Here is a 21,782-nt window from a genome sequence, read left to right as displayed (position 1 = left end):
AAACGGGGAGACCGTCCCCGGTTATTTCCCACCCCGGCTGTGACCCGCACCACAGCTCCGGGTGGCCGGGTGACCCCAGTGGATGTAACCCCGCGCGCGGGGGAGCAGCGGGCGCCCCAAGGTGGGCGGTATGAGGCTGAAGGTAACCGCGGTGCTGGCCGCAGGCGCGGCCACCGCGGCTGCGGCCATAGCGCTGGGCTCGCCGCCGAGCGCGGTGGCCATACCTCCCGGGCCGGGCGTCCCGCCGAGCGGCCCGTGCGCCCTGCACGGCATCACCGACGACGTCGCCGAGTCCGCCGACACCCCCGCCGGCTTCGCCCGCTCGTCCGGTGTCGTCCGGGCCCTGACCCTCTTCATCGACTTCCCGGACGCCCGCGCCACGATGCCGCCGAGCATGCGCTTCGCCGAGTTCTTCCCCGCCGCGACGGAGTACTTCCGCATCAGCTCGTACGGCAGGCTGAGCTATCTGCCGATACCGCTGTTCCGCTGGATCCGCATGTCACGGCCGCTCGCGGCGTACGGCATCCAGCGCGGCACCAACTTCGACCCGGCCTCGGACGGCGGCTACCACGCCCTGGCCCAGGAGGTCGTGCGCGCCGTCGACCCGATGGTCGACTTCCGCGCGTACGACGTCATCAACATCATCGCCTCCCCCAACGCCGGCCCGCCCGCGACCCGTACGGTCCTGTCGGTCACCTTCAGCGGCGGCGACATGGGGATGAAGACCGCCGACGGGGTGCCGTTCCGGAACGCGTCCTTCATCTGGAGCCGGCAGACCGGACTGAGCGCCTTCCGCGTCCTCAACCACGAGAACGCCCACAGCTTCGGCCTGCCCGACCTCTACTACACCGACGAGCGGCACGCCCCGCCGCCGGTCGGCCACTGGGACCCGATGGACGAGGACTGGGGGCCGAGCAACGACTTCGTCGGCTGGCACAAGTGGAAGCTCGGCTGGCTCTCCGCCGGCCAGGTGCACTGCGCCCCGCCCCGCGGCACCCCCGGCGAACACACCCTCACCCCGATCGCCTCCCCCGACGGCACCAAGATCGTCGTGATTCCGACCTCGCCGCACACCGCCCTGGTGGCCGAGGCCCGCACCCGCGGACTGCTCGACCCGGCCGTCTGCCGGCCCGGCATCCTGCTCTACCACGTCGCCACCGACGTCCCCTCGGGCGGCGGCCCGCTCCGCATCGTGGACGCCACCCCGCACAGCGGCGGCTGCTTCCAGGCCAGCAGATACGTCGACCCGGAACTGACCGACGCCACCTTCCGCCCCGGCGAGTCCTACACCGACCCGGCCAGCGGCGCCTCCGTCACCGTCCTCACCGAAAACCCCGACGGCACCTACCGCATCCGCGTAACCCCCGCCCGAGCCTGACCTACTCGCCCCCTCCCCCTGCTCCCCCTCCTCCCCCTTCCTCCCGCCAATGCTGCCGTCCGATGCTGATCAGTCGCAGCTGCCGGCGGGCGTTGCGCACCACCCGCTCGGCCGCCCCCTCGGCCCCGTCCTCCTCGGCGTCGAGCAGCGCGGCGGCCGTCGTCACCAGCCGGTCCACATACAGCTCGGCCAGCATCCGCACGTCGTCGTCCCCCCAACCCGCCGACACCGGCTGGGTCTTGAGCGCCGCCGCGACCTCCTCGGCGAACCGGTCCAGCTCCCCCGCGATGGCCTGCCGCACCGCCCGCACGCCACCGTGCCGCTCACGCGCCACGAACCGGATGTGCAGCGGGTACTGCCGTACGTGCTGCTCGACGACCGCGACCGTACGGTCTATCCGCTCCTCGGCCGCGTCCTGCTCGGCGAGGATCGCCCGCACCATCACATGCAGACTCCCCAGCGCCTCCTCGACCAGCGCGACACCCAATTCCCCCATGTCCCGGAAGTGCCGGTAGAACGCGGTCGGGGCGATCCCCACCATCCGCGTCACCTCCCGCAGCCCCAGGCTGCTCAGGCTCTGCTCCTCCAGCAGGCCGAGCGCCGCGTCGAGCAGCGCCTGACGGGTCTTCTGCTTCTGGGCCTGCCGGACTCCTACGGTGTGACTCATGTCATCCAGTAAACAACCGTTCTCCGAACTTCTCCACCCGGGAGGGGTCGTATGCTGGAGTCACTGAGTGAACAACTGTCCTCCGAGTGGGAAAGGCAGATCATGCTCTTCCTCGTCGCAGCCCTCCTCCTGATGGGGATCGCGCTGGGCACCGCGGCACACCTCCCCGTCCCCGTCACCCTCCTCGCGGCAGCCGTCATCGCCGGCTGGCTGCTCGTCTTCTTCCTCCGCGAACGCCGCCACCGGTCCGAGGTGACCTCCCGATGACCACGCTCACCCACGCCACGCCGAGCGCCACTTCCGCGACCTCCGGGTCCACCGGACGCCCCGCCTCCCGTTCGCGCTCCCACGCCGACGGCATGGCCGTGGCCTCCTTCATCCTCGGCCTGCTCGGCACCCTGGTCCTCAACCTCGTCCTCGGCCCCTGCGCCCTGATCCTCGGCGGCCTGGCCCTGGCCCGCGGCACCAACCGCCGCGGCCGCGCCCTCCTCGGCCTCGCCCTCGGCACCGCCGACCTCCTCCTGCTCGCCCTCCTGGTCACCACGGACGGCACCGTCAGCTGGCACATCGGCACCTGACCCGGACCCACCCGGCCCCCGAGTGGCGACGGCACACGGCGAACCCCCCACACAAACGCCCACGACCACCACATCCGCTACGCTGTCCTGGGCTCAGGCCCATGCCTCCGTAGCTCAGGGGATAGAGCACCGCTCTCCTAAAGCGGGTGTCGCAGGTTCGAATCCTGCCGGGGGCACCAGCGCAAAGGCCCCGGACCGATCATGGTCCGGGGCCTTTTGACGGCGGTCTTTGACGGCAGTCGCCTCACTCTCCGCCCGGAGCACATCCGGATCCTCTGTAGCGCGCATTACCAATCGCTCGGACGCGGACGACCCCGCTCAGGGTTACGCGATCGCTACGCCAGCCGTCGAAGCACTTCCCTGGCGCTTGGCAGCCGACACGCCTGGCGTGCATACCACGCGTCACAAGTGCTCAAGCGACAGGAAGCCCTACTTTTTGCGAGTGGTGAGTAACCTCGCAGATCGCCGGTTCCGTTGGCAATTTCAGGCATCCGCTCGCCAAGATTCAGCTACCTCGACACAGAGCCCGCCGGGCTTCCTACGGCATCCGGCGGGCTCTTCTCGGGCCACGTGTCAGTTCTCAGAGACGGGACCCTTCCATGCACCGTACACAGCACGCGATTGATCGCGGGCTAGTCCACCGGGCGATGCACCTCACACTGCTCACCCTCGGCGCTGTAATCGCCGGGCTTGTCACCGGGATCTTCGCTGCGCGTGCGGGCGACTTCACCTTTTATGGCGCGACCGCCGCCGGAGCAGCGGCGGCCGTAGTCGTCTTCACGCTCGGGATCAAGGCCCTGGAGTACCTCCTCCGGGAGTGACCAGGGCGAACGCTCCCGGGATTCACGCCCCCGCCGATTTCCAAGGCGGGGGCTGTTCCGTTAAAGAGACTCTGTTGATCCGGCTCCGCCGCTCATGCTGGAGGGCAGACGACGCTTGAGCAGCCAGTCCATGTGGCTGATCGCCTCCCGCTGAGTGTCGTGCACGACGTGCGTGTACACGTCCATCGTGATGCTGATCTGGCTATGCCCCAGGATCTCCATGATGACCCGTGGGGCGACGCCGGCCGCCGTAAGCAACGTGGCGCAGCCGTGCCGTGCGTCGTGCAGCCGGACCACTCGCAGTCCCGCATCGGCTGCTACCCGCGTGAAGGACCGGTAGACGTTCCGCGGCTCGACTGGCCGACCGTTCCTCGTGGCGAACACGTACCCCTTCTCGGACCACGCGACTCCGGTGCGCGCGAACGCTTCCCGCTGCCTTAGCCGGTGCCAGCGAAGCGGCGCGATGCACAACGCGGGCATCGGGACCACCCGCTTGCGGCGGCTCTTGGGGTCGTCGTCGTACAGCATGCCGCGCCGGCGCTGCGTCTGCTGACGCACGTGCAACACCCGGTTGTCCAGATCCACATCCGACCAGCGCAGGCCCACCAGCTCCCCGCGCCGCAGGCCCATGGCGATGGCCAAGACGAACGCGGCATAGAGCGGGTCTCGCCGTGCGGCCTCCAGGAACGCCAGCGTCTCCTCCAGAGACCACGGACTGATCTCGCGCTGCTTCACCCGGGGCGGTTCCACGAGCGATGCGACGTTCCGCGTAATGAGTTCCTCGCGCCCGGCAGCCGTGAGTGCGGTACGGAGCACACGGTGTGCTTCCTTCGCGGTCGCGGCCGTGCTGGTGCTCTGCATGCGCGTGGTGAAGCGGCGCACGTCGGCGACGCTGAGCGACTCCAGCCGCTTGGTCCCCAGCAGAGGGATCAGGTAGCGGCGCACGTGCATCTCGTACTTGTCGTACGTGCTCAGCTTGCGGCGCGGTTCGATGTACTGCGCCAGCCAGTACGGCAGCCACTCGGAGAGTTTGGCGGAGCGGGTGGGCGTCGGGATGCCCTGACGGGCGCGGCGCACCAGTTCCTGACGCTTCTCGTCGCACTCCTCCCACGTGCTGCCGTACACCGTCTTGCGAGCGCGGGTGCCGTCCGGCTGGGGAACGTACACGCGGCCCTCGTAACGGCCGTCCTTTCGCTGCCAGATGCTTCCGGCACCGTTCGGGTTTCGCTTGCGCGCCATCAGGCGGCCTCCTCAAGACGGTTCTTCATGTACGTGGCCACCGCGTCTGCCGGAACGCGGCGCAAACGCCCTTCGGTGAAGCTCGGGAGCCGCTTGGACCGGATCAGGTCGTAGACCTTGAAACGGCTCATCCGGAGCGCGCTCATGACCTCGGGCACGGTCAGGGCCTGGTGACTTGTGGGCAGGGGGGAGTTCATGTGGTGACTCCTCTGGGATGACCTGCGAATGGAGTTGGGGGCCTCTCAGGAGCCCGCGCCTGTCCGAGGTGCGCATTTCTGCGTCATCGCGTCACGCACGTCATTTGCGGCTCTGACCTGCGGTTATGAGGTGACGCGGGCAGCTCGGGGCGTGTCACGGTGCGGGGCGGAGTTCTGTCACCTGTGACGCGGGTGACGTGGGCTGACGCAGGTTTTGCCGTCTGCGTCACCGCTGTCACCGCTGGTCAGGGGCCGGGTTCAGGTGGCTGGTGACGTGGGTGACGCAGGATCTCTTCTCTTAGGAAAAAGAGGGTGGTGTCTGTGGTGGTGCGGCGCGGCTCAGGACGTGAAGAAGGAGCCGCTTCGCGGCGCGCCTTGCGCAGCGGCGGCAAGCCGCCGGAACAGCAAGAGGAGCACGCCTGTCGCGGGGGTGCTCCTCTTGCTTGTTCAGTGCGCCGCCGTGACGGCGCGGGTCAGAACGCGGCTTCCTGCTGGTGTGGGGGCAGTGTCGCGGGGCGGGTCATCTCGATGTAGCGGGCGGCGCTGGTGCGGCCCCAGTCGATGAGGACGCCGCGTGCGGCGAGGGTCGGCTGGAGGCGCTTGAGGCGGTCGGAGAGGACCTTGCCGGTGGTGGGCCAGCCCTTGGGCAGGGGACGGCACTCCTCGCCGCTGTAGAGGCTTGTGAGGCAGTGCAGCCACTCCGAGGACGTCATACGGACTTCCGTACCCGCGTCGAGGCCGGCCGCGTGGTTCAAAACCGTCTGCGCCAGCAGGTCACCTTCGATGACGTCGTCGTTGAGGTCATCGAGGCTGGCCCGGTACGCGGCCAGCGAGCCGAAGCCGGTAGCCGCATCGAGCTGCGCGCACAAATGGGCGAAGTCGGCCATCCGCAGGTCCGTGGGGGTCTCCGCCTGCGCGGCACGCACCTTGACCGTCAGGTCCAGCAGGGAACCGAGCACGGCCGGCAGAATCTCCGCGTACTCCGTCCACAGCTCTGCCTCGGTTCGCCGCACCCGGGGCCGCACCAGACGGAGCGGCAGGAGGCGTTCGGCGAGGTCCGGCCGGATGACACCGACGTCGATACCGGTCAGGAGCATCGGGCGCCGGTAGCGGGAGCGGACGACGTCCCCGTCGGTGAAAAGCGCGCGCTTGATGCTCTCGGCGCCGGTCACGATGCAGCACATGAGGTCGGACAGGTCCGGGGGCAGGTGAGAGAGGTTGTCCAAAGCGGTGACCCACCCGGCGGCGACGGCCGTGATCATGTTCTCCTCGTCCTTCGGCGCCCGGCGCAGGTCACCGCTCATCCCCTCGATGATCCGCACCAGCATCCGGCCGCCGGTGGACTTTCCCGCCCCCTGGGGGCCGGTGAGGAACGGGGCGGGCACGGGCACGGACGGCTCCAGGCAGCCGATCAGCCAGGCGATGGCCAGGCACTCGGTCTCGGCGCTGGCGAAGTTGCACAGGCGGAGCAGGAGATCGATGCCCTTGCCGTTGGTGTCCTGGGCGGGCAGGGGGAGTTCGCCGGTGAGCTGGGTGCGCCGCCAGCAGACTTCCTGCGGGTCGGGGGTGCGGATGTCCCAGCCGGTGGGGTGGATGCGGACGGACTTGCCGTCGTCGCGGCCCAGGTCGAGCCAGGTCGCACCGTCGAATCCGGGCGCCACGCGGATGTGGGTGGGCTGTACGTCCTCGGTCAGTGCGAGTGCTTCGATCAAGTCCAACGCCTCCTTGAGTGCCGTGCCGTTGAACACGCCGACCCCGTCCCTGTACAGGCCGACCATGAGTTCCTGCCGGTGGCTTCCGGTCGTGCCCTGGGAGCGGATGGGCCGGGCCACAGGGTGGCCGTTCTTCTGCGCGTACACGGTGCCGTCGATGGTGCGGAAGTACCGGAAGTGCGCCTGCGCGTAGTCGGTGATGACCTCGCGGGCCGGGGTCTTCTCGTCCTCGGACATGGCTCACATCCCCAGTGCAGTGCGGGCGTTGGTCCACGCGTCCGTGCAGTGCCGGACGCTCTCACCCTTGGCCTGCGCGGCGGTGAACAGCCGCGCGACGTGGGTGTCGGTGAGGCAGCCGCACCGGCCGTGCGTGGACAGCACGGCGAGGAACGTGCGGTAGACGGTCGCGTGCACGCCGCTGCTCGCCTCGGTGATGCGCTGCTCGGCCATGGCGATGCCCCGGTCCAGGTAGGCGGGCGTGCGGTGCCGGCACTCCCCGTTCCCGGCCCGTGCGGGCACGGCGACCGCATGCGGTGCCGGGCGGGTTGTGGACGGCTTCTTCACGGCGAGCGCGCGGACGCCATCTGGCAGGGCGGTCATCGAGCTGGTGCCGGGACCGAGCCACCGGGCGTAGGACATGGTCGACTTGATGTCGACGCCGTCACGGACGCCGTTCACGGAGCGCATCGTGCCCCGGTAGATCCAGTGCTCACCGCGCGTTGTCGGCACGATCCGCGTGGCGGGCAAGGCGGCTTGAGCCCATGCGATGGCGTCGGCGTTGTCGAGGTCGACGACGGTCAGCCCGGCGCCGCCGGGGTGGTAACCGACGCACACGGCCTGCCGCCACGCCGCCACCCACGGGGGCGAGGTGATGACGGCCGCCTCGATGGTGGCAGCGGCCCAGGCGTGGCAGGCCCCGGGGCAGCGGCACGGGCCCGCAGTTTTCATGTTCGGCCGGCCGCCGCAGGCGTTCTTGACGCATGCCGGGCAGTTCCCGAAAGGGACCTTGCCCTTGCGCAGCGGCAGCACGGGCAGGCCGTAGTTTGCGAGGCGAAGAGCTGTGCGCAGGTGCTCGCTCATGCCGCCACCTCCAGCATGCGGGAGGGGAGGAGAGCGCGGCCGATGCACTCCGTGAAGGCGGGTGGGATGGCCTCGGTCAGCTCCTCGCGCACGTCGGTCCACGTGATGCCCATCGCCTGCTGCATCTCCGGCACGGTGGCCTTGCCCCCGCCGGCCCCGTACGGGGCGACGTAGGGCCCGTCGCGGTAGACGCCGTGCCGATAGCCGCGCACGTACCCCCGGTGCTTGGGGTGCGCCGGCTGCGGCATCGTCCAGCCGCCCAGCTCGAAGTTGCGGTGCCGCAGAACACCGAGGTGGAACATCTCCCCGCACAGCCACACGTCGCGGCGGACGGGGGCTTTGCCGGTGGGCTGCTCGATGACGTAGGGCAGGCCGGTGGCGTCGAGGAGGGCGCGGAGTTCGGGGATGAGCTGGACGTGTTCGCGTCCCCAGCCGCGCGACTTGTTGGTGCCGACGGTGAGGGCGCATCCGGCCTGGCACGGCGGGGAGGTGTGCACTGCTGCGAACCGGGCGATCTCCCCCGACACGATCAGGCCGGCGAGGTATTCGAGCGCGTCGGCCCGGACGAACGAGTGCGGATAGTTGGGGCGGTCGACGATGTCGACGCCGATGACGTCGAAGCCGGCCCGGTGGTAGCCGGTGGCCGCGCCGCCGGCGCAGCAGAAGAGATCGAGCAGTAAGGGCCGGTGGTCGTCTCGCCGGATGTCGGTGAGATGGGTCATGCTGGAGACCTCCAACAGGTCTGTAGCGGGCTGGTTGGCAAGAGCGGCCCCGGATTCATTGGCGTGAGACAGGGGCCGCTCTTGGCGTAGCTAGCCGTGGAAGTGGTTGCGCTTGATCACGGCCTTGCGGATGTTCACGGTCGTGCCGCCCTGGTGGCCGTTCGCGCTGAAGAGCTGCACGGCGATCCAGCCACCGAAGATCACAGCGGCCAGGATGATGAGCTGGGTGATGAACGCGGTGAGCGCGGCGATGAACGAGGTGAGCAGGATCAGCCCGCCGCACACCGCGAGGAAGCCGATGCCCCCGAGGGCGACGTTCACGGCCGCGCGGGACACGGCCGGCTTGGCGGCGACCGGTTCCGGGCGGGCAGCGTCGATGGCGTAGCCGGTGACGACGCGACCGTCCGGGAGGACGATGCTCGCCACCGCGGGAACGGTGTCCGGCTGCACCCGCACGACCGGCGCCATGGCGGTGACGGCGGGCGGGTACGGGGTGGGTTGGTGGACTTCCACGGCCCGCTGTACGGGCACGTGCGGGGTGTGGTCGGGGTACATACGGAATCCCTTCCGGCACGTGGCCAGGGAGGCAGAGACACCCCTTCGGGGCGCCGTGGGGAGGGTTGTTTCGGGGGTCTGACCTGCGTGCTTCCCTGACTCCCTGAACGATCATTTGTGCAGGTCAGGGCCAGGGAGGCGGGTCAGGGAGGTGTTCAGGGAGTTCTCCCTGCTTCCCTGACCCGTGGGCGGTGCGCTCCCTGTTATCCGCGAGCGGAAGCGGAACCGTCTTCGTCGCGGTTGGCGAGGGCGCGGGAGACGCGGTCGCGGCCGACGACCATGCGGCCGTCGGACTTGTACGGCTCCGCGCCGGCGTCCTCCAGCACGCGCTTGAGGTCGCCCGGCGTCCACGTGCCGTAGGCGTCCTCGCTGAGCGCGGACAGCCGCTTGAGGACATCGGCGGTCAGCACGCGGGACGCGGCGCCGAGGACGGAAGCGATGTCGGCGAGCGGGTCACGCTCCTCGCCCCGCTCGATGGCGTGCAGTGTGGTGACGCCGTCGCGCAGGGCCTTGGCCCGGTTGGCGATCTCCTTGGCGTCGTCGGTGCTGATGTAGTGCGTGCGCACCGTGATGGATGCCTGGCCGGCGGGGATGTCGATGCCGGAGGAAGCGACGACCAGGGTTCCCTGGTCCAGGCCCTGACGCAGCAGATGCGGCGCGGCGCCGCCGTCGACGGCCTTGTCTCCCAGCGCCATGCGGGCCTGAGACTCGGTGCCCAGGGCGAGGGAGGCGCGGGTGTGGGCGCCCTCGCGGACCAGCTTGGGCAGGTTCTGGTCGGTGGGGTCCTGCGTGCCCTGCCACAGCAGCACGTTGACCGCACGACCCTGGTTGTGGATCTTCCGGCAGGCGGTGAAGTAACGGGACGTGGCCTTGCTGCCGCCGTAGAACCGCTTCTGTTCGTCCCGCGCGGGGCACATGAACGCCACCTGCGCCTCGTCGACCAGCAGGATCAGCGGCGGGAACGTCGTGCCGGGCGGTGCCTGGAGGCGGCGGTTCATCTCCTCCACACCGTCCTCGACCATCTCGGTCGCCTCGATCACGTGCTCATCGGTCGGCCCCTGGATCAGGACGGTGGCAAGCCCATCGAACATGTCCCAGTCGCCCACCCCCTTGAGGTCAGCGATGCGGAACTCCGCGCTGCGGTCGAAGGCCAGCCACAGAGCCAACGCCCGCAGGGCGGCCGTCTTGCCCTGGTTGGACAACCCGGTGACCAGGAGCATGCGCTGATACAGGCTCAGCAGCGCAGCATCCCCGCGCAGGTCCTGCCCCCACGGGGCACGGCCCTTGGCGTAGTCGGCGGTCAGCGACTCGTCGATGACCAGCGGAGACGGGCCGATCGGTTCGTCCAACGCCCCGGAATCGGCGATCCACAGCCGGACTGTGCGCGCGGCCTGCGGGAGGGTGATGAACACCTCGTGCTCGTGCCGGGTCAGGTTCTCGGCAAGCTTCCGCCGCCGGTTCTGCACCTCGACCGTGGACACCCCGGAAGGCAGAGTCACGTCCACCTCGACACCGCATCCCGCGATCCGGATCGGCCCGAGCATGGACGCGCCGGCGTCGCCCATCTCCTTGATGGCGTTGCGCAGCGCAGGGACTCCGAGGTCGCGCAGCGCCTTGACCACGATGGACGGGGTGATCGGCTCACCATCACCCGACCGCACGTTCGCGGGCAGTGCCCAGTCGGTGCGGCCTGCTGCTTGCGGCCGACCGACCACAGGGCGAGCAGAGCGAGGAACGGGCCGATCGCCAGCGCGGGGCCCCAGACGACCTGCACGATCCGGATCAGCAGGGCAATGAAGTCGATGGTGGCCGTGAGCGGGGTGATGACGTCGCCGACGTGGCCGGAGTTGAGGGCCATGACGACGCCGAGGGCGACCAGGACGCCGATGCTCATGCCAGCGCCGACGGCCGCGCCCTTAGCGGCCTCCACGGGCGAGTGGAGGAGATCCATGCGGCGGTGGTGGCGGGCGGCGCGGAAGCGCTGCAACCGCTCCTCCCACTCCTCTGCCGCCTCCAGGTTCCCCGCGGCTTCCGCCGCCCGGATCATCCGCTCGTACCGGGACCCGGTACGGCCATCCCAAGCCCGGCGGGCCACGATCCGCCCGCCGTTGAGGGTGTAGAGGCTGTGCCGGGCCGCCGCCCGCATCGTCGCCCTGGTGGACTCGTGCGTGGCGGCCGTCTTCACCGCCCGTCCAGAGCGCACCCACAGCGGCACCGGCGGTGCCGGCGGCGCGTCGGGGACGACGGTGAGCACGGTGGGGGCGGTGTCGGGGGCCGGGGGGTCGGTGGGCTTGTGGAGGTGGACGACGTTCTCAGACATGCTGGAAGCTCTCCTGACTGCCCCTTCGGGGGCGGAGTGAGCGGGAGAGCCGGGGTGGCCGTGTCCGTGGAAAGAGGCGGCCACCCCGGCGCAAGGGATGGGCTGGTCAGAACCAGCCGGACGACTTCTTCTTGGCCTTGTCGCGGGCGGCCTCGGTGATGAGCCGCTGACGCTCGCCGTGCAGGGCGGTCAGCTCCGCGCTCAGCCGCATCTCGGCAGCGCTGCCGGTGGAGTCGACCTGTTCCTCGGCACGACCCGTGCTGCGACCCCGGGCGGCCCGGTAGGAGCCGCCGGCCAGGGCGCGGGCCATAGCCCGGCGCTCACGGCCGTTCATCGGCCACGACTCGCCCCGGCGGACCGCTTCCAGCTTCTTCGTGGTCGCCTGGATCTCTCGGTCCAGGCGGCGCAGGTCGGAGTTACCCATGCGGGCTGCTCCCTTCGGACCCGTCAGGGTCGGGGTAGGCGCAGGGCACGCAGGTGCCGAGCGACGTGGGGATGACGTATCCGGCGTCGTGCAGACAGGCGGGACAGACGCGGCGGGCCCGGTTCGCGGCGGCCAGCGCCGCCCAACGGCCCGGCGTCATCGGCCGTACCGGCTTGGCCAGGTCGACGCGGTAGAGGTAGGCGACCAGCGGCCCCCGGCGGCGACGCGGCCGTTCGAGCTGAGCGGCCACGCACTGCCCACCGGGCCGCAAGCCACGCGCCCGGAGTTGTCGGCGGGTGGCGTAGCCGTCCGGGGCCAAGCGCCACCGGAACACCGGCAGCGCCGCCATCAGGCGGCGACGCGTTTCCACGCGGCCCGGAGGCGGACCTCGGAGGCGGAGTGGCCAGCTGCGCGGAAACGGGTGGCCATCTCGCGGTAGGACAGTTCGGGCGTCTCGCTGTGCCGGATCTGGTCGACCAGCGCGTCCAACTCCTCGTCGGTGAGCGTCGGTCCCGCGTCCAGCGGGAGCGCCGTAACCGGCTCCATGGGGCCCCACACCGGAAGCTCCCAGCGGGGTGTGACGCCGGGTGTGACGCGGGTCGTCACGCTGGTCAGCGCGCGTCCGGTGTCCTCGCCCTCCCGCGTCTCCTCCAGCGTCGACCACGCCCGCGAGAGGGTCTGAGCGGTCTTTGCCTGGACGCGTGCGACGCGGGCCCCGGCACCCGTCACGGCCATCAGCCGGGTCTCCTCGGTGACGGCCTCCGAACGGAGTCGGGCGCGGGCCACGGCCGCTTCGTCGCGAGCCTCTTGCTGGATCCCGCGGATCGCCCCGAGCGCCGCTGGGGTGAGCGCGGTCCGCTCCCACAGGCTGTGGACCAGCCACAGGGCCTTGGCTGCGATGGGCAGCCATGCCACGGCCAGCCATGCGCCGGCGGACTCCTGGGAGGTGAGCGCGTGGGCCACCAGGACGCCGGTTGCGAGCAGGCCGAAGGACCAGCCGACGCCGGTCACCGCGGGACTGTGATCGCCCTGCGCGGCGAGACGGCGTTCGTAGGCGAGGGTGGCCAGCCATCCCCCGTCGATGCCGAGACCGACGACCAGGGCGACAGGCCAGGGCACTGCCTCACCGAGCCACATCACGACCACGGCGAGGGTGAGCACCATGGACACCGCAGTCATTGCCACTGCGGGCACGGTCTTGGTACTCACGCCACGTCCCCCGTCCCGGCCTGGTTGGCCAGCTCCCGGCGGGCGGCGAGCACCCGGCGGCGCGCCCGGCGGATGCGCCGCTCATCCAGCTCCGAAGGCGTCCGGTCGAGCGTGGCGATCTGGGCGTCCAGCAGGTCGCCCTCCGCGGTGATGAGCGGCATCTCAGCGTCGATGGCGTCGAGTTCGGCGTCGGTCGGCTCCAGCCACGGAGCGAACGCCGTCAGGGCCTGGGCGACAGTAATGTCATCCATGGGTCGTTGTGTCCTCTCAGGTGGAACGGCCCGTCAGCGGCCCCGGGATTGCGCCCCGGGGCCGCGCGCCGTTCAAAGGGAAATGCCGGCCGCTGAGAGCGGCGGTGCCCGGCGGGGCCGGAGTGCCCCGGCCGGGAGTCGAACCCGGCCTGCGACCGTCGGGGCTGCCGCTCACACAGCGGCGATGAACACAGCTGCGACCAGCAGCCACAGGTGGTGGAAGGACTGGTCCAGCGCGTAGGCGCCGGTGCCCAGGTGCGCGGCCGGGCCGCCCTTGGTGGGGACCGGGTGCGCGGGGTGGGCGGCGGTGCCGAGGCTGTAGAACTCGGCCTTGCGGGTGACCTTGGCCAGCCACGCGAGCGTGCTGCGGCGGTCGAGCGCCGGCAGCGCCTACGTACTTCGATGTGTCGTGAACGTCCTCCTCCTGTTGCTCGGGCACGGGTTATGCACTGCAAGGGGGACCAAGTCCCCACTCTCCGGCCGTTGCTCGCGGTCACCGGGCCACCTCGCCAGTACGGGCCGAAACCCTGTTCCACCTGGCCTTTAGCGGACTTGCAGCGTCCTCCGCCCTCTGCAGCACCCCCGGAAACCGGCAAAGGAATACCAGGACTGTTGTAGCCATTGTCTGTACATTGGCTACAGTCAGGATGTTGGCAGAACCACAGCGGCAGGGTCAAGGGCATTGCCCGCATTGACTGGACAATGCAGCTCAGCCGCGGCTTTCATGGGAGGCATGGCGGTGACTCGACTCGGGCGGAACCCGATGTATCAGCAGATCGCGGACACGCTTCGCGACCAGATCACGGACGGCACGCTTGCGCCTGATGCCAAGCTGCCGACCGAGGCGGAGCTGAAGGAGAAGTACGCAGTCTCACGGGAGACCGTGCGTAAGGCGCTGGCGATGCTCGTCAATGAGGGGCTGGTGATCTCTGCGCGTCCGCAAGGGCACTTCGTTCGGCGCCGGCAGCCGATGGTCTTCCGGCCGCAAGCAGAGTTCCGCAAGCGTCCCTACTCCCCGGAGATGGACGCCTTCATGACCGAGTTCTCCGCGGAAGGGCGCGAGCCCCGCCAGGTCATCGAAGTGTCCATCGTGGAACCGCCGGCAGACGTGGCAAAGCGCCTGCATCTGGGCCCAGGTGACCTGGTCGCCGTACGCAAGCGCGTCCGCTACCTGGACGGAGAGCCGTTCAATATCAACGACAGCTACTACCCGCTGAGTATCGTGCGCGACTCGGAGATCATGCGGCCCGAGGACATCGGGCGCGGAGCCAACGAGGTGCTGGCGGAGCTGGGGTACCGGCAGGTCCGGGCACTGGATGAGCTGTATGTGCGGATGCCTACACCGGATGAGGCCCGGAGACTCGACCTCGGTCCCGGCACGCCCGTGGCCCAGCACATCACCAGCGGTCACACCGCCGAAGGCAAGCCGGTGCGTGTGGCCATCACAGTCTTGCCGGGAGACCGTCACGTGATCTCTTACGAGCGGCAGCGCGAGGTACCGGAAGAGGAAGCATGAGCGACCTGGAGATCAGGGCCGCCCGCCCTGACGAACTGGCCGACGTGGAAGAGCTGCTGATAGGGGCCTCAACGTGGCTCGCCGATCGTGGCATTGACCAGTGGCAATACCCGCCGCACCGCGACCGGATCACCGCAGCACTGCGACGTGGTGAAGTGTTCCTCGCCCTGCGGGATCAGCGTCCCATCGCAACGATTCAGGTCGATGAATTCGCAGACCCTGAATTCTGGCGCGCCAGCGATCAGCCGGACTCAGCGTTCTACGTGCACCGCATGGCCGTCAGACGGCAGGCCGCAGGGGAAGAGATCGGCGCGGCCCTGTTGGACTGGGCAGCCGAGCAGGCGGCGGCCGCAGGTAAGGCGTATCTGCGGCTCGACGCCTGGAAAGACAACCCCGGTCTTCATCGCTACTACCGGGCGACTGGCTTCGATCTGCTGCGCATCGTCGATCTCCCGCACCGCCGGTCTGGGGCCCTGTTCCAGCGGCCCGTACGACTCGGCGCCGCCCCCCAATCCGGTTCCTAGGGCCTGTCCGACGGGTCGCACGACCATCGCGCCGGTCTCTCGCTCTGCTCGGTGTGGGTCGGGATGCGCAGGTGCGCTGCGGACGGCCCGTGGGACCAAAGGGCTGGAACGTGGTGCGGACGAGCTGACGACAGACCCGCCGGACAGCCCTTAGCGGCTTGCCCCGCCGCCCTCTTGAGATGGCGAGAGGCCGAAGTTCTTGCCCCATGAGGCCACTACGAATGTCGTGACCACCGTGGCGACAGCGACGCCAAGTGCGGACGACGAGAGAAGAAGAGCGGTAACAATCCCGACCAGCGCCAATGTGAAGATCGCCAGGGTGAGCGTCCGGCGTCGCGTTACCGTGCGGTCGCGATGGGCGCTTAGCAGGCTCTCGTCGTCGATGTTGACTGAAACGAGGTCCCTGAGGTTGGGCCCTGCGAGCACCGTGAGCATCCGCTCCACTTCAAGCAGGGCCTGCTTGCGCCCATCCTCCCGCTCCAGTTCGATGCCATCCCGGAGTGTGCGTATGTGTGCCGCTGCCGCAGCGTACTGCCGCACCACCTGCGGCATGGGGTTCTGGCCATCGGGAAGCGCCCGTTTCACTGCGTATTTCTCCAGGGAAAGCGCGAAGTCTTCCAATGCTCGAACCGCCGGGATGTGTGGGGCGTGATAGGGCTGCTCAGTCTCAGGCTCCGCCCCTGACGTTTGGAAGGGAGCCAGCAGCGCCTCGTACGAGCGTCGCGCCGTGGTGGAGACGACCTCGGTTGTCCATCGCTGCATACCCGGCCCCATGGCCAGCAGGTTCAGTCCAACGGTGATGACGATCGGTCCGACCAGCAAGGCGCATGCGAGCGCCTCGCGCCACTGGTACGAGCTTCCGCCCATCACAACGGCAAACAGGGCTCCGCCGGCATTGAAGGCCAGTACGGACGTAGTGATCACCTTGATTGTCGTCGCTTGTGACGACGCTTGGAACAGCACGTCCTCTCGCTGCACGTAGTCCAAGGTTGGACCGGGCAGTGTCGCCAGATCACTTGCTTCGATCTTCTCCGCGAGGTCAGCTCGACGTCCTTGTGCTCGCTTGATCGCCCGCTTCCACAGCGCACGCTCCAGCAACGTCCGTTTGCCCCGCCGCTGCGATGTCGCGGTCATCATCACGACCCACAGCGACATCGTCCAGGCGGTGATCGCGAGTGCCCCTAAATCGCCCCGGGTCATGGCTTCCTTCCACGTCGATTCACCTTGATCACGGAGGAACGCTCCGTGTCCCGATGTTCCCCCCACCGCACGCGCTGAGATGGCGATTCGGTTCCACAGGGCCCCACACGACCCGTCGGACAGGCAGGCCCTAGTGCCGCATCAGACAACGTTCGCGGCCAGGCTCCCGTTCGCTGCCTGAACGGGAGCGGTGAGACTATCGGCCGGCCTACCCGATGAGATGGCGGAGGAAGTCGGTAACGAACTTCTCGACCTCTTCCTTGGTGCTTGCGTCGCGCACGTCGATTCGGTCGATGTACTTGACTCCCGCATGACGCAGGAGGCGTTCCCGGCTCTTGTCGTCAGAACTCCTGCCCTTGTGATGTGGGCCGTCGACCTCGATCACTCCCGCGTACCCGCGGTAGGTGATCAATAGATCGGGTTCGAAGACATGATCACGGACCTTCATTGCGCCGAGCGGGAGTATCCCGAGCGTGTCGTTGTCTGGCAGTCCTAGTTGCCGCTCGCGAAGAACAGCGTAGACACGCCACTCCCACTCGTTGGTGAAGTGCAGTCCGTCGGCCTGGGGGTGAGGTGATCCGACCCGGACCTTGCGTGCATGGTTGGAGGGGCGGGCCTTGCCGCCGCTTGCCAGTTGCTCCCGCCAGTCCTGATCGACTTCCGGCAGGATGGCTCGCACTCGCAGGTTCTGGAGGCCGAAGTTCTCCCGTTCGGAGACCTCGTGCATCGCAGACAAGACGCGTTGCTGGACCTCGTCAGTGAAGCGCTCCTTCTGGGCGTGATCGAAGTCGAGTACGACATCGAACCACGATTTCCCCCAGTCCTCTTCCTGGAAGTGCAAGTCGCAGGTCTCTGCCTGAGCGAGCAGAGCCGCGATGTCCTCATGCCCTCGCTGATGCAGCAGGGTCGCACTGACTGCGAGCACCTTCTCAGCGCGAGCGCGATTGAAGTCTTCGTCGGAGTAGTTGTCCGGGTTCTGCAGGATCTCCTGGAAGGGAGCGGAAGCTGCGGCCATGGTCTGATTCTGGCAGGGGCCACTGACAATGGCGGCCAATCCGGGGGCAGTTGCGGCTCACGCCGGTGAGCACTGATCAAGGCAGACCGCCACAGCGGCAGCAGTGGAGTGACGGCAGTCTTTGACGGCAACACCAGCACACGTTGCCGTACCGGGAGGACCGAACGCACACCATTCACAGCAGCCGGGCAAGCCCCATCGCTGACCAGAGGAACGCCCGGATGATCTCCTAAAGCGGGTGTCGCAGGTTCGAATCCTGCCGGGGGCACAGAGAGAAGGGCCAGCTCAGGAGGGATTCCCTTCCAGGCTGGCCCTTCGTCTTGTTCGAGGCCGTGCCACGCGCGTGCCACTACGGTCCTGCGCGACACGGCGGCCGTCGACGGCAGGTCCACAGACTGCCCGACGCGCCGGAAGCTTACGGGGCCATGATCACTCGCGCCAAAGCAGCTCCAACCCAAAGCCGTTCCGCCGGCCTACGTTTACCCATCCCCTCCGCAGCTTCGGCGACACCGAATAGGTGGCCCATAGCTCGCCAGCGCTCTAAGCTGAGAGCTCATCAGGTCATGGGGAGGCAAGTGTGAAGGACCTGCAAATCAGGCAACTGGAGAATGCACTGGTCGAACAGTTTGACGGACTGATCGACATGACCGACTTGGAGGGCCGGGACGCTAATTCCGTACGGACAGCCTTCTTGAGCCGCGCACTAGCGGCACTGGCCGTGCTCGAAGTTACTGGCCTTGACCGGAAACAAGCCGCAGCCTGCATCATTGATGGATTCGACGACCAGGGAATTGATGCCGTAGCGGTCGACAATGATGCGCCCCACATCTGGATCATCCAGGCAAAATGGAGCAAGGAAGGCAATGCGACATTTGACCAGAAAGCGCTTTTCGCCGCCAAGGAGGGACTAAAAAAGCTAGTAAATAGCCAATATGATCGATTCAATAAGAAACTCCAGCCCCTGGCGCCAGATCTAAATGCCGCCCTAAGCAACCCTCGAGTTCAAATTACGATCGTGCCCGCATTGGCCGGGGATCGGGAACTGTCCGCCGGAATTCAACGCGACTTTGAGGATCTGCTCAGCGACTACAACGACCCGCAGGAGATTCTTCGAGTCGAGCCACTTTTGCTCCCCCACTTCATCAGCGCCTTGAGATCAGGGCTCGATGATCCGAAGGTGGATCTCGCAGCCAGGATGCCAGATTTCCGGTACCACGATGAGCCCTACCTGGCATACTATGGAACTTTGACAGCCGATCAAGTGGCCCACTGGTACAGCGAACACCGCCATCGACTTTTCCAGCGCAACATCCGCTTCCCTCTCGGCCTAACAAAGATCAATGCAGGGCTGGTGGAAACCGTACTGCGCGAACCGGAACACTTCTGGTATTTTCACAACGGAATTACCGTACTGTGCGACCAATTGAACGTGAGTCCGCGTGGCGATCTAGAACTCTCAGGCGCCAGCGTGGTAAATGGCGCACAAACAGTAGCGTCCCTACACGAGGCCGCTGAGCGCTCCAAAGAATCAGTAGCGCGCGCACGCCTCAGTGTGCGAATTATTCCACTTAAGGGGACCCCTAATAGCTTTGACCGTCGCGTCACCATCGCGACCAATACACAGAATGGCGTAGCTGAGCAGGACTTCAGGGCGCTTGATCAGATTCAAACCCGCCTTCGATACGACTTCGATGTAACTCTGAACAAGAAGTACGTCATTAAACGCGGCGAAGTTCCTCCGGCACCCTCCGACGGCTGCGACATGCTGGAGGCAGCGATTGCTCTCGCATGTGCACACCAGGAAGCCAAGTTCTCTTTCCAGGCGAAATCTGAGACAGCCCTTCTATGGAAGGATGAAACCTACCCAAAAATCTTCCGCAGTAAGGACGCCCGTCAGGTTTGGCGTGCGGTTGTACTATTCAGGGAGGTGAAGCAAGAGGTAGAACGTCAGCAACAACACCTAGAAGGGCGCGCTAGTATCTTCGCCGAGCAGGGTCAGCACCTGATTGCCCATCTTGTATTTCAAAGCAATAGGAACTGGTCGTCTTGCTCGGACAGTGAATGGGAAAAGATCGCCAAGCAGATTCCTGCCTCTGTGGATGCCGCCCTGCGATGGGCGATGCACGCCTTGGATGAGTCCGGAAGCCAGATCGGCGCAGCATTCCGCACAGCTCAACGTTACGGGCTAGTGGTACAAAGTGCCGCTTCCGGGATCCTTTCAGGGACTCCGACCCCCGAGCTCTCTTCGGAATATGAAGCAACGGAAAGGGAGAAGCGAGCACGCCAAGCGAATGCCGTTACCGTAATTGTGGATGCGGGGGCCATTGATGAAGGTACCCGACTTGAGTTCCGTCCGATTGTGGAACCGGAACGGCGCGCGTTGACTGAGTGGCTTTCGGAAGACCAGCGCCGCGGGTCGGCGACTTGGGTGGTGAGCAGGAGCAGGAGCAGGGTACTCCTGTGGGAATGGGATGGAGAGCGCTATTCTCCCAGCGCGTTGGTTATGGAGATGTTCAAACAAGCCAATAAATCAGGCCCTAAAGCGGTACAGGGAACGCGCCGTTGGTTTGTCCCCGGGCAAGGTTCGCTCGTCGATATCGCGAACAGAATTCGCGGCGAGTCAGAGTAGGGATCGCACGCGCGCCATCTGAGCTCTACTTAATGTGCCCAGGCAGCGCTCACACCCAGTTGCTTCTGGCGGCGTGGACGCGCTGCAGGGACGAAGAGGTCGCGTGCCACAACCCTGCGAGCTACAGCGGTCAGCCATGGCCAACAACGGCGACTGCCGGAGGAAGAGCTACCCGCTACCTCGCCCGCCGAAGCCGCAGGTCACGAGCAAACGCCCCAGCCTCTCTCCTGAAGCGGGTGTCGCAGGTTCGAATCTTGCCGGGGGCACCCCGCGCCGCGTATGCGACGAACACGACGAAGGCCCAGGTCGGCCGGTGAGGAACCGGGCGCCTGGGCCTTGGTCGTTCTCGGGTCGGGATCAGGCCGCCGTTGCCGCCGTGCCGGAGCCGTGCCAGATCAGTGGATCTGGCCTCCATGGGGCGACACGGTGCTCTCCCTGCCACCTTGGGCGCCGCCGGCGCAGCCGGCCGCCCTTCGGGCCGGCGAACAGCAGCCGGGGCCGGCCGTTACCAACTTCCCCGACTGAGGTGCTGCCTGAGCCCGCCTCACCTGAACGAAGCGCCGCTCCAGATCGACGTCTCGGCGTTGGAGGGCGGCCAGTTCCCCGGAGGGGGCGCGGCGCGGAGGTGACGTACAGCGCGGATTCCTTGCCCAGCGCGGACCGGTCAGGCTCGGGTCGGGTGACCCAGCAAGGCCGACGCCGTCTGCAGTGGGGTGAGAGCGGTCGGCGGCACGAGCGCGGCAGCCGGGCGGCACGCGAAGCCGAGGCGGCTCAGGGCTCGGGTCACCTCTCCGGCGGAGAAGTCCCGGCGGTCCTGCCGGGTGATGATCTCCCCGACCTGCTTGACGGGGTAATGGCGGCGGCCGATGAGCACGGACTCACCCGTGACGGGTTCGGCTTTGATGCCCTTCATCGCGTCCTGCACCTCGGTCTTGAGCAGGTCGAAAGGGAAGCGGGCGATGACGACGCGCATAGTGCCTCTACAGGGTCGAAGAGAAGCCGGAAACGGATCGCCGGCCCGGACGGGAGAGGGATCAACGGGTGAGGACGACGACGCCCAGGGCATGCCCGTCCTCACCGATCACGGGTGAGGCCCGCAGCGCGCGTTGACGCATGGCGCGTTCCGCGTCGTGTGCAGACATCACGGGCGAAGTGAAGGGCCCACGGTCGTAGATGAGGTCCCGCAACCGGGTCTCCTCGGTGTACCAGGAGCTTTGGCGGTGGGCTGTCATCTGGGAACGGGTGATCAGGCCCGTACACCGCCCGTCCTCGTCACGGACGAGGAGGTGGTCGGCACGGGCCCCGATGAGGACGGACAGGGCGACGTCGACGATCATGTCGTCGCCGACCTGTGGTCCCGGCGACGACATGACGTCACCGACTGCCTTGCCGGAGCAGTCCGCCTGGGGGTAGGTCTGCAGCATCAACGAAAGCCTCCGTGACGATGGTGATCCGACGGGCCGAGCGTGATCGTCCGGGACCGGTTCAGGCGGCCGGGGCCGAGGAGGTCTGCCGCGCAGCCGGTGTCGCGGTGCGGGCTGATCCGGCGGCACGGCGCGCCTGGGCGGGGCGGCTGCGGCGGCCGCGGGTGGAGGAGCCGCTGCGCTTGGCACGTTCGACGACCGGTGCGGCGATGGTGACCGGGGTGCCGGAGGGGGTCCGGGCGCCGGTGATGCGGTTCAGTTCGGCCTCGCCGGAGCGGACCTGGGTGGACTGCGGGGTGATGCCGGCGTCGGCCATCAGGC

General features: G+C 67.8%; 22 protein-coding genes, 1 tRNA gene and 3 pseudogenes. 8 read left to right on the top strand and 18 right to left on the bottom strand.

What is annotated here, in order from left to right; all coding sequences use genetic code 11:
* Positions 1 to 130 precede the first annotated feature (130 nt).
* Positions 131 to 1,378, top strand: coding sequence for a M6 family metalloprotease domain-containing protein (locus tag OO62_RS31865; RefSeq protein WP_033271146.1), 1,248 nt, complete (start codon positions 131 to 133; stop codon positions 1,376 to 1,378).
* A 1-nt stretch (position 1,379) separates the two neighbouring features.
* Here the strand turns inward: OO62_RS31865 and OO62_RS31860 are convergent, their stop codons facing one another.
* Positions 1,380 to 2,045: a TetR family transcriptional regulator gene (locus tag OO62_RS31860; protein ID WP_033271145.1), complete on the bottom strand. Its 666-nt coding sequence runs from the start codon at positions 2,043 to 2,045 to the stop codon at positions 1,380 to 1,382.
* A gap of 51 nt (positions 2,046 to 2,096) precedes the next feature.
* Here OO62_RS31860 and OO62_RS31855 point away from each other — a divergent pair, with 51 nt between their 5' ends.
* The 4 genes from OO62_RS31855 (at position 2,097) to OO62_RS31840 (ending at position 3,444) form a co-directional block, all read left to right on the top strand.
* Positions 2,097 to 2,312: a hypothetical protein gene (locus OO62_RS31855; protein ID WP_051733786.1), complete on the top strand. Its 216-nt coding sequence runs from the start codon at positions 2,097 to 2,099 to the stop codon at positions 2,310 to 2,312.
* A complete protein-coding gene (locus OO62_RS31850) occupies positions 2,309 to 2,623 on the top strand; it encodes a hypothetical protein (protein ID WP_033271144.1) in 315 nt (104 codons plus the stop codon). The genes OO62_RS31855 and OO62_RS31850 overlap by 4 nt, the downstream gene beginning before the upstream one ends.
* 103 nt (positions 2,624 to 2,726) lie before the next feature.
* Positions 2,727 to 2,802: transfer RNA gene (locus OO62_RS31845), tRNA-Arg, on the top strand.
* A gap of 468 nt (positions 2,803 to 3,270) precedes the next feature.
* On the top strand, positions 3,271 to 3,444 hold the full coding sequence (locus OO62_RS31840; RefSeq protein ID WP_157850180.1) for a hypothetical protein: 174 nt from the start codon (positions 3,271 to 3,273) through the stop codon (positions 3,442 to 3,444).
* Between the two features lie 60 nt (positions 3,445 to 3,504).
* On the opposite strand, the gene OO62_RS31835 is transcribed toward OO62_RS31840, so the two are convergent.
* The 12 genes and pseudogenes from OO62_RS31835 to OO62_RS41050 form a co-directional block, all read right to left on the bottom strand.
* Positions 3,505 to 4,683, bottom strand: a complete 1,179-nt coding sequence (locus tag OO62_RS31835) for a tyrosine-type recombinase/integrase (RefSeq protein ID WP_033271142.1) — start codon at positions 4,681 to 4,683, stop codon at positions 3,505 to 3,507.
* Positions 4,683 to 4,880, bottom strand: a complete 198-nt coding sequence (locus tag OO62_RS31830; RefSeq protein ID WP_033271141.1) for a helix-turn-helix domain-containing protein — start codon at positions 4,878 to 4,880, stop codon at positions 4,683 to 4,685. Before OO62_RS31830 ends, OO62_RS31835 begins: the two co-directional genes overlap by 1 nt.
* 473 nt (positions 4,881 to 5,353) lie before the next feature.
* Positions 5,354 to 6,829, bottom strand: a complete 1,476-nt coding sequence (locus OO62_RS31825) for a hypothetical protein (protein WP_033271140.1) — start codon at positions 6,827 to 6,829, stop codon at positions 5,354 to 5,356.
* A gap of 3 nt (positions 6,830 to 6,832) precedes the next feature.
* Positions 6,833 to 7,672, bottom strand: a complete 840-nt coding sequence (locus OO62_RS31820) for a bifunctional DNA primase/polymerase (protein ID WP_033271139.1) — start codon at positions 7,670 to 7,672, stop codon at positions 6,833 to 6,835.
* A complete protein-coding gene (locus tag OO62_RS31815; protein ID WP_033271138.1) occupies positions 7,669 to 8,394 on the bottom strand; it encodes a DNA cytosine methyltransferase in 726 nt (241 codons plus the stop codon). The genes OO62_RS31820 and OO62_RS31815 overlap by 4 nt, the downstream gene beginning before the upstream one ends.
* 90 nt (positions 8,395 to 8,484) lie before the next feature.
* Complete coding sequence (locus OO62_RS31810; RefSeq protein ID WP_033271137.1) at positions 8,485 to 8,949, bottom strand: hypothetical protein; 465 nt, start codon at positions 8,947 to 8,949, stop codon at positions 8,485 to 8,487.
* A 203-nt stretch (positions 8,950 to 9,152) separates the two neighbouring features.
* Positions 9,153 to 11,269: pseudogene (locus OO62_RS36715) on the bottom strand (ATP-binding protein).
* A 106-nt stretch (positions 11,270 to 11,375) separates the two neighbouring features.
* Complete coding sequence (locus OO62_RS31800) at positions 11,376 to 11,693, bottom strand: hypothetical protein (protein ID WP_033271136.1); 318 nt, start codon at positions 11,691 to 11,693, stop codon at positions 11,376 to 11,378.
* Positions 11,686 to 12,042 (bottom strand): RRQRL motif-containing zinc-binding protein, encoded by a 357-nt coding sequence (locus tag OO62_RS31795; protein WP_033271135.1) that lies wholly within the window; start codon positions 12,040 to 12,042, stop codon positions 11,686 to 11,688. The genes OO62_RS31800 and OO62_RS31795 overlap by 8 nt, the downstream gene beginning before the upstream one ends.
* Positions 12,042 to 12,902 (bottom strand): protein spdB, encoded by an 861-nt coding sequence (locus OO62_RS31790; RefSeq protein ID WP_106974925.1) that lies wholly within the window; start codon positions 12,900 to 12,902, stop codon positions 12,042 to 12,044. Before OO62_RS31790 ends, OO62_RS31795 begins: the two co-directional genes overlap by 1 nt.
* On the bottom strand, positions 12,899 to 13,153 hold the full coding sequence (locus OO62_RS31785; protein WP_033271133.1) for a DUF6284 family protein: 255 nt from the start codon (positions 13,151 to 13,153) through the stop codon (positions 12,899 to 12,901). The genes OO62_RS31790 and OO62_RS31785 overlap by 4 nt, the downstream gene beginning before the upstream one ends.
* A gap of 171 nt (positions 13,154 to 13,324) precedes the next feature.
* Positions 13,325 to 13,528: pseudogene (locus tag OO62_RS41050) on the bottom strand (transcriptional regulator); the annotation flags it as partial.
* Between the two features lie 388 nt (positions 13,529 to 13,916).
* Between OO62_RS41050 and OO62_RS31780 the strand changes: the two are divergent.
* Together OO62_RS31780 and OO62_RS31775 are read left to right on the top strand one after the other, a co-directional pair.
* Positions 13,917 to 14,669, top strand: a complete 753-nt coding sequence (locus OO62_RS31780) for a GntR family transcriptional regulator (protein WP_033271132.1) — start codon at positions 13,917 to 13,919, stop codon at positions 14,667 to 14,669.
* Positions 14,666 to 15,193, top strand: coding sequence for a GNAT family N-acetyltransferase (locus OO62_RS31775; protein ID WP_033271131.1), 528 nt, complete (start codon positions 14,666 to 14,668; stop codon positions 15,191 to 15,193). Before OO62_RS31780 ends, OO62_RS31775 begins: the two co-directional genes overlap by 4 nt.
* A 150-nt stretch (positions 15,194 to 15,343) precedes the next feature.
* On the opposite strand, the gene OO62_RS41045 is transcribed toward OO62_RS31775, so the two are convergent.
* Complete coding sequence (locus OO62_RS41045) at positions 15,344 to 16,393, bottom strand: hypothetical protein (protein ID WP_228332465.1); 1,050 nt, start codon at positions 16,391 to 16,393, stop codon at positions 15,344 to 15,346.
* A 208-nt stretch (positions 16,394 to 16,601) separates the two neighbouring features.
* Positions 16,602 to 17,408, bottom strand: a complete 807-nt coding sequence (locus tag OO62_RS31765) for a hypothetical protein (RefSeq protein ID WP_033271130.1) — start codon at positions 17,406 to 17,408, stop codon at positions 16,602 to 16,604.
* 577 nt (positions 17,409 to 17,985) lie between these two features.
* Here OO62_RS31765 and OO62_RS38545 point away from each other — a divergent pair.
* Complete coding sequence (locus OO62_RS38545) at positions 17,986 to 20,037, top strand: AIPR family protein (protein ID WP_078617464.1); 2,052 nt, start codon at positions 17,986 to 17,988, stop codon at positions 20,035 to 20,037.
* 664 nt (positions 20,038 to 20,701) lie between these two features.
* Here OO62_RS38545 and OO62_RS31760 read toward each other — a convergent pair.
* The 3 genes and pseudogenes from OO62_RS31760 to OO62_RS31750 all read right to left on the bottom strand — a co-directional run.
* Positions 20,702 to 21,010, bottom strand: a complete 309-nt coding sequence (locus tag OO62_RS31760; RefSeq protein WP_033271129.1) for an SCO5918 family protein — start codon at positions 21,008 to 21,010, stop codon at positions 20,702 to 20,704.
* A gap of 61 nt (positions 21,011 to 21,071) precedes the next feature.
* Positions 21,072 to 21,461 carry a CBS domain-containing protein gene (locus tag OO62_RS31755; protein ID WP_033271128.1) on the bottom strand — a complete coding sequence of 130 codons (390 nt, stop codon included), beginning with the start codon at positions 21,459 to 21,461 and terminating at the stop codon, positions 21,072 to 21,074.
* A gap of 61 nt (positions 21,462 to 21,522) precedes the next feature.
* Positions 21,523 to 21,782, bottom strand: a pseudogene (locus OO62_RS31750) (DEAD/DEAH box helicase); the annotation flags it as partial.

It is taken from the genome of Streptomyces lydicus (assembly GCF_000717345.1).
GTDB classification, from domain to species: domain Bacteria; phylum Actinomycetota; class Actinomycetes; order Streptomycetales; family Streptomycetaceae; genus Streptomyces; species Streptomyces lydicus.
Note: the sequence above shows the minus strand (reverse complement) of the source record. Positions and strands in the feature narration are given on the sequence as shown.

Excerpts from the sequence above, each read along its gene's own strand:
- OO62_RS31865 (WP_033271146.1), top strand. The coding sequence starts at position 131 with ATGAGGCTGAAGGTAACCGCGGTGCTGGCCGCAGGCGCGGCCACCGCG.
- OO62_RS31860 (WP_033271145.1), bottom strand. The coding sequence starts at position 2,045 with ATGAGTCACACCGTAGGAGTCCGGCAGGCCCAGAAGCAGAAGACCCGT.
- OO62_RS31855 (WP_051733786.1), top strand. The coding sequence starts at position 2,097 with ATGCTGGAGTCACTGAGTGAACAACTGTCCTCCGAGTGGGAAAGGCAG.
- OO62_RS31850 (WP_033271144.1), top strand. The coding sequence starts at position 2,309 with ATGACCACGCTCACCCACGCCACGCCGAGCGCCACTTCCGCGACCTCC.
- OO62_RS31840 (WP_157850180.1), top strand. The coding sequence starts at position 3,271 with ATGCACCTCACACTGCTCACCCTCGGCGCTGTAATCGCCGGGCTTGTC.
- OO62_RS31835 (WP_033271142.1), bottom strand. The coding sequence starts at position 4,683 with ATGGCGCGCAAGCGAAACCCGAACGGTGCCGGAAGCATCTGGCAGCGA.
- OO62_RS31830 (WP_033271141.1), bottom strand. The coding sequence starts at position 4,880 with ATGAACTCCCCCCTGCCCACAAGTCACCAGGCCCTGACCGTGCCCGAG.
- OO62_RS31825 (WP_033271140.1), bottom strand. The coding sequence starts at position 6,829 with ATGTCCGAGGACGAGAAGACCCCGGCCCGCGAGGTCATCACCGACTAC.
- OO62_RS31820 (WP_033271139.1), bottom strand. The coding sequence starts at position 7,672 with ATGAGCGAGCACCTGCGCACAGCTCTTCGCCTCGCAAACTACGGCCTG.
- OO62_RS31815 (WP_033271138.1), bottom strand. The coding sequence starts at position 8,394 with ATGACCCATCTCACCGACATCCGGCGAGACGACCACCGGCCCTTACTG.
- OO62_RS31810 (WP_033271137.1), bottom strand. The coding sequence starts at position 8,949 with ATGTACCCCGACCACACCCCGCACGTGCCCGTACAGCGGGCCGTGGAA.
- OO62_RS31800 (WP_033271136.1), bottom strand. The coding sequence starts at position 11,693 with ATGGGTAACTCCGACCTGCGCCGCCTGGACCGAGAGATCCAGGCGACC.
- OO62_RS31795 (WP_033271135.1), bottom strand. The coding sequence starts at position 12,042 with ATGGCGGCGCTGCCGGTGTTCCGGTGGCGCTTGGCCCCGGACGGCTAC.
- OO62_RS31785 (WP_033271133.1), bottom strand. The coding sequence starts at position 13,153 with ATGGATGACATTACTGTCGCCCAGGCCCTGACGGCGTTCGCTCCGTGG.
- OO62_RS31780 (WP_033271132.1), top strand. The coding sequence starts at position 13,917 with ATGTATCAGCAGATCGCGGACACGCTTCGCGACCAGATCACGGACGGC.
- OO62_RS31775 (WP_033271131.1), top strand. The coding sequence starts at position 14,666 with ATGAGCGACCTGGAGATCAGGGCCGCCCGCCCTGACGAACTGGCCGAC.
- OO62_RS41045 (WP_228332465.1), bottom strand. The coding sequence starts at position 16,393 with ATGACCCGGGGCGATTTAGGGGCACTCGCGATCACCGCCTGGACGATG.
- OO62_RS31765 (WP_033271130.1), bottom strand. The coding sequence starts at position 17,408 with ATGGCCGCAGCTTCCGCTCCCTTCCAGGAGATCCTGCAGAACCCGGAC.
- OO62_RS31760 (WP_033271129.1), bottom strand. The coding sequence starts at position 21,010 with ATGCGCGTCGTCATCGCCCGCTTCCCTTTCGACCTGCTCAAGACCGAG.
- OO62_RS31755 (WP_033271128.1), bottom strand. The coding sequence starts at position 21,461 with ATGCTGCAGACCTACCCCCAGGCGGACTGCTCCGGCAAGGCAGTCGGT.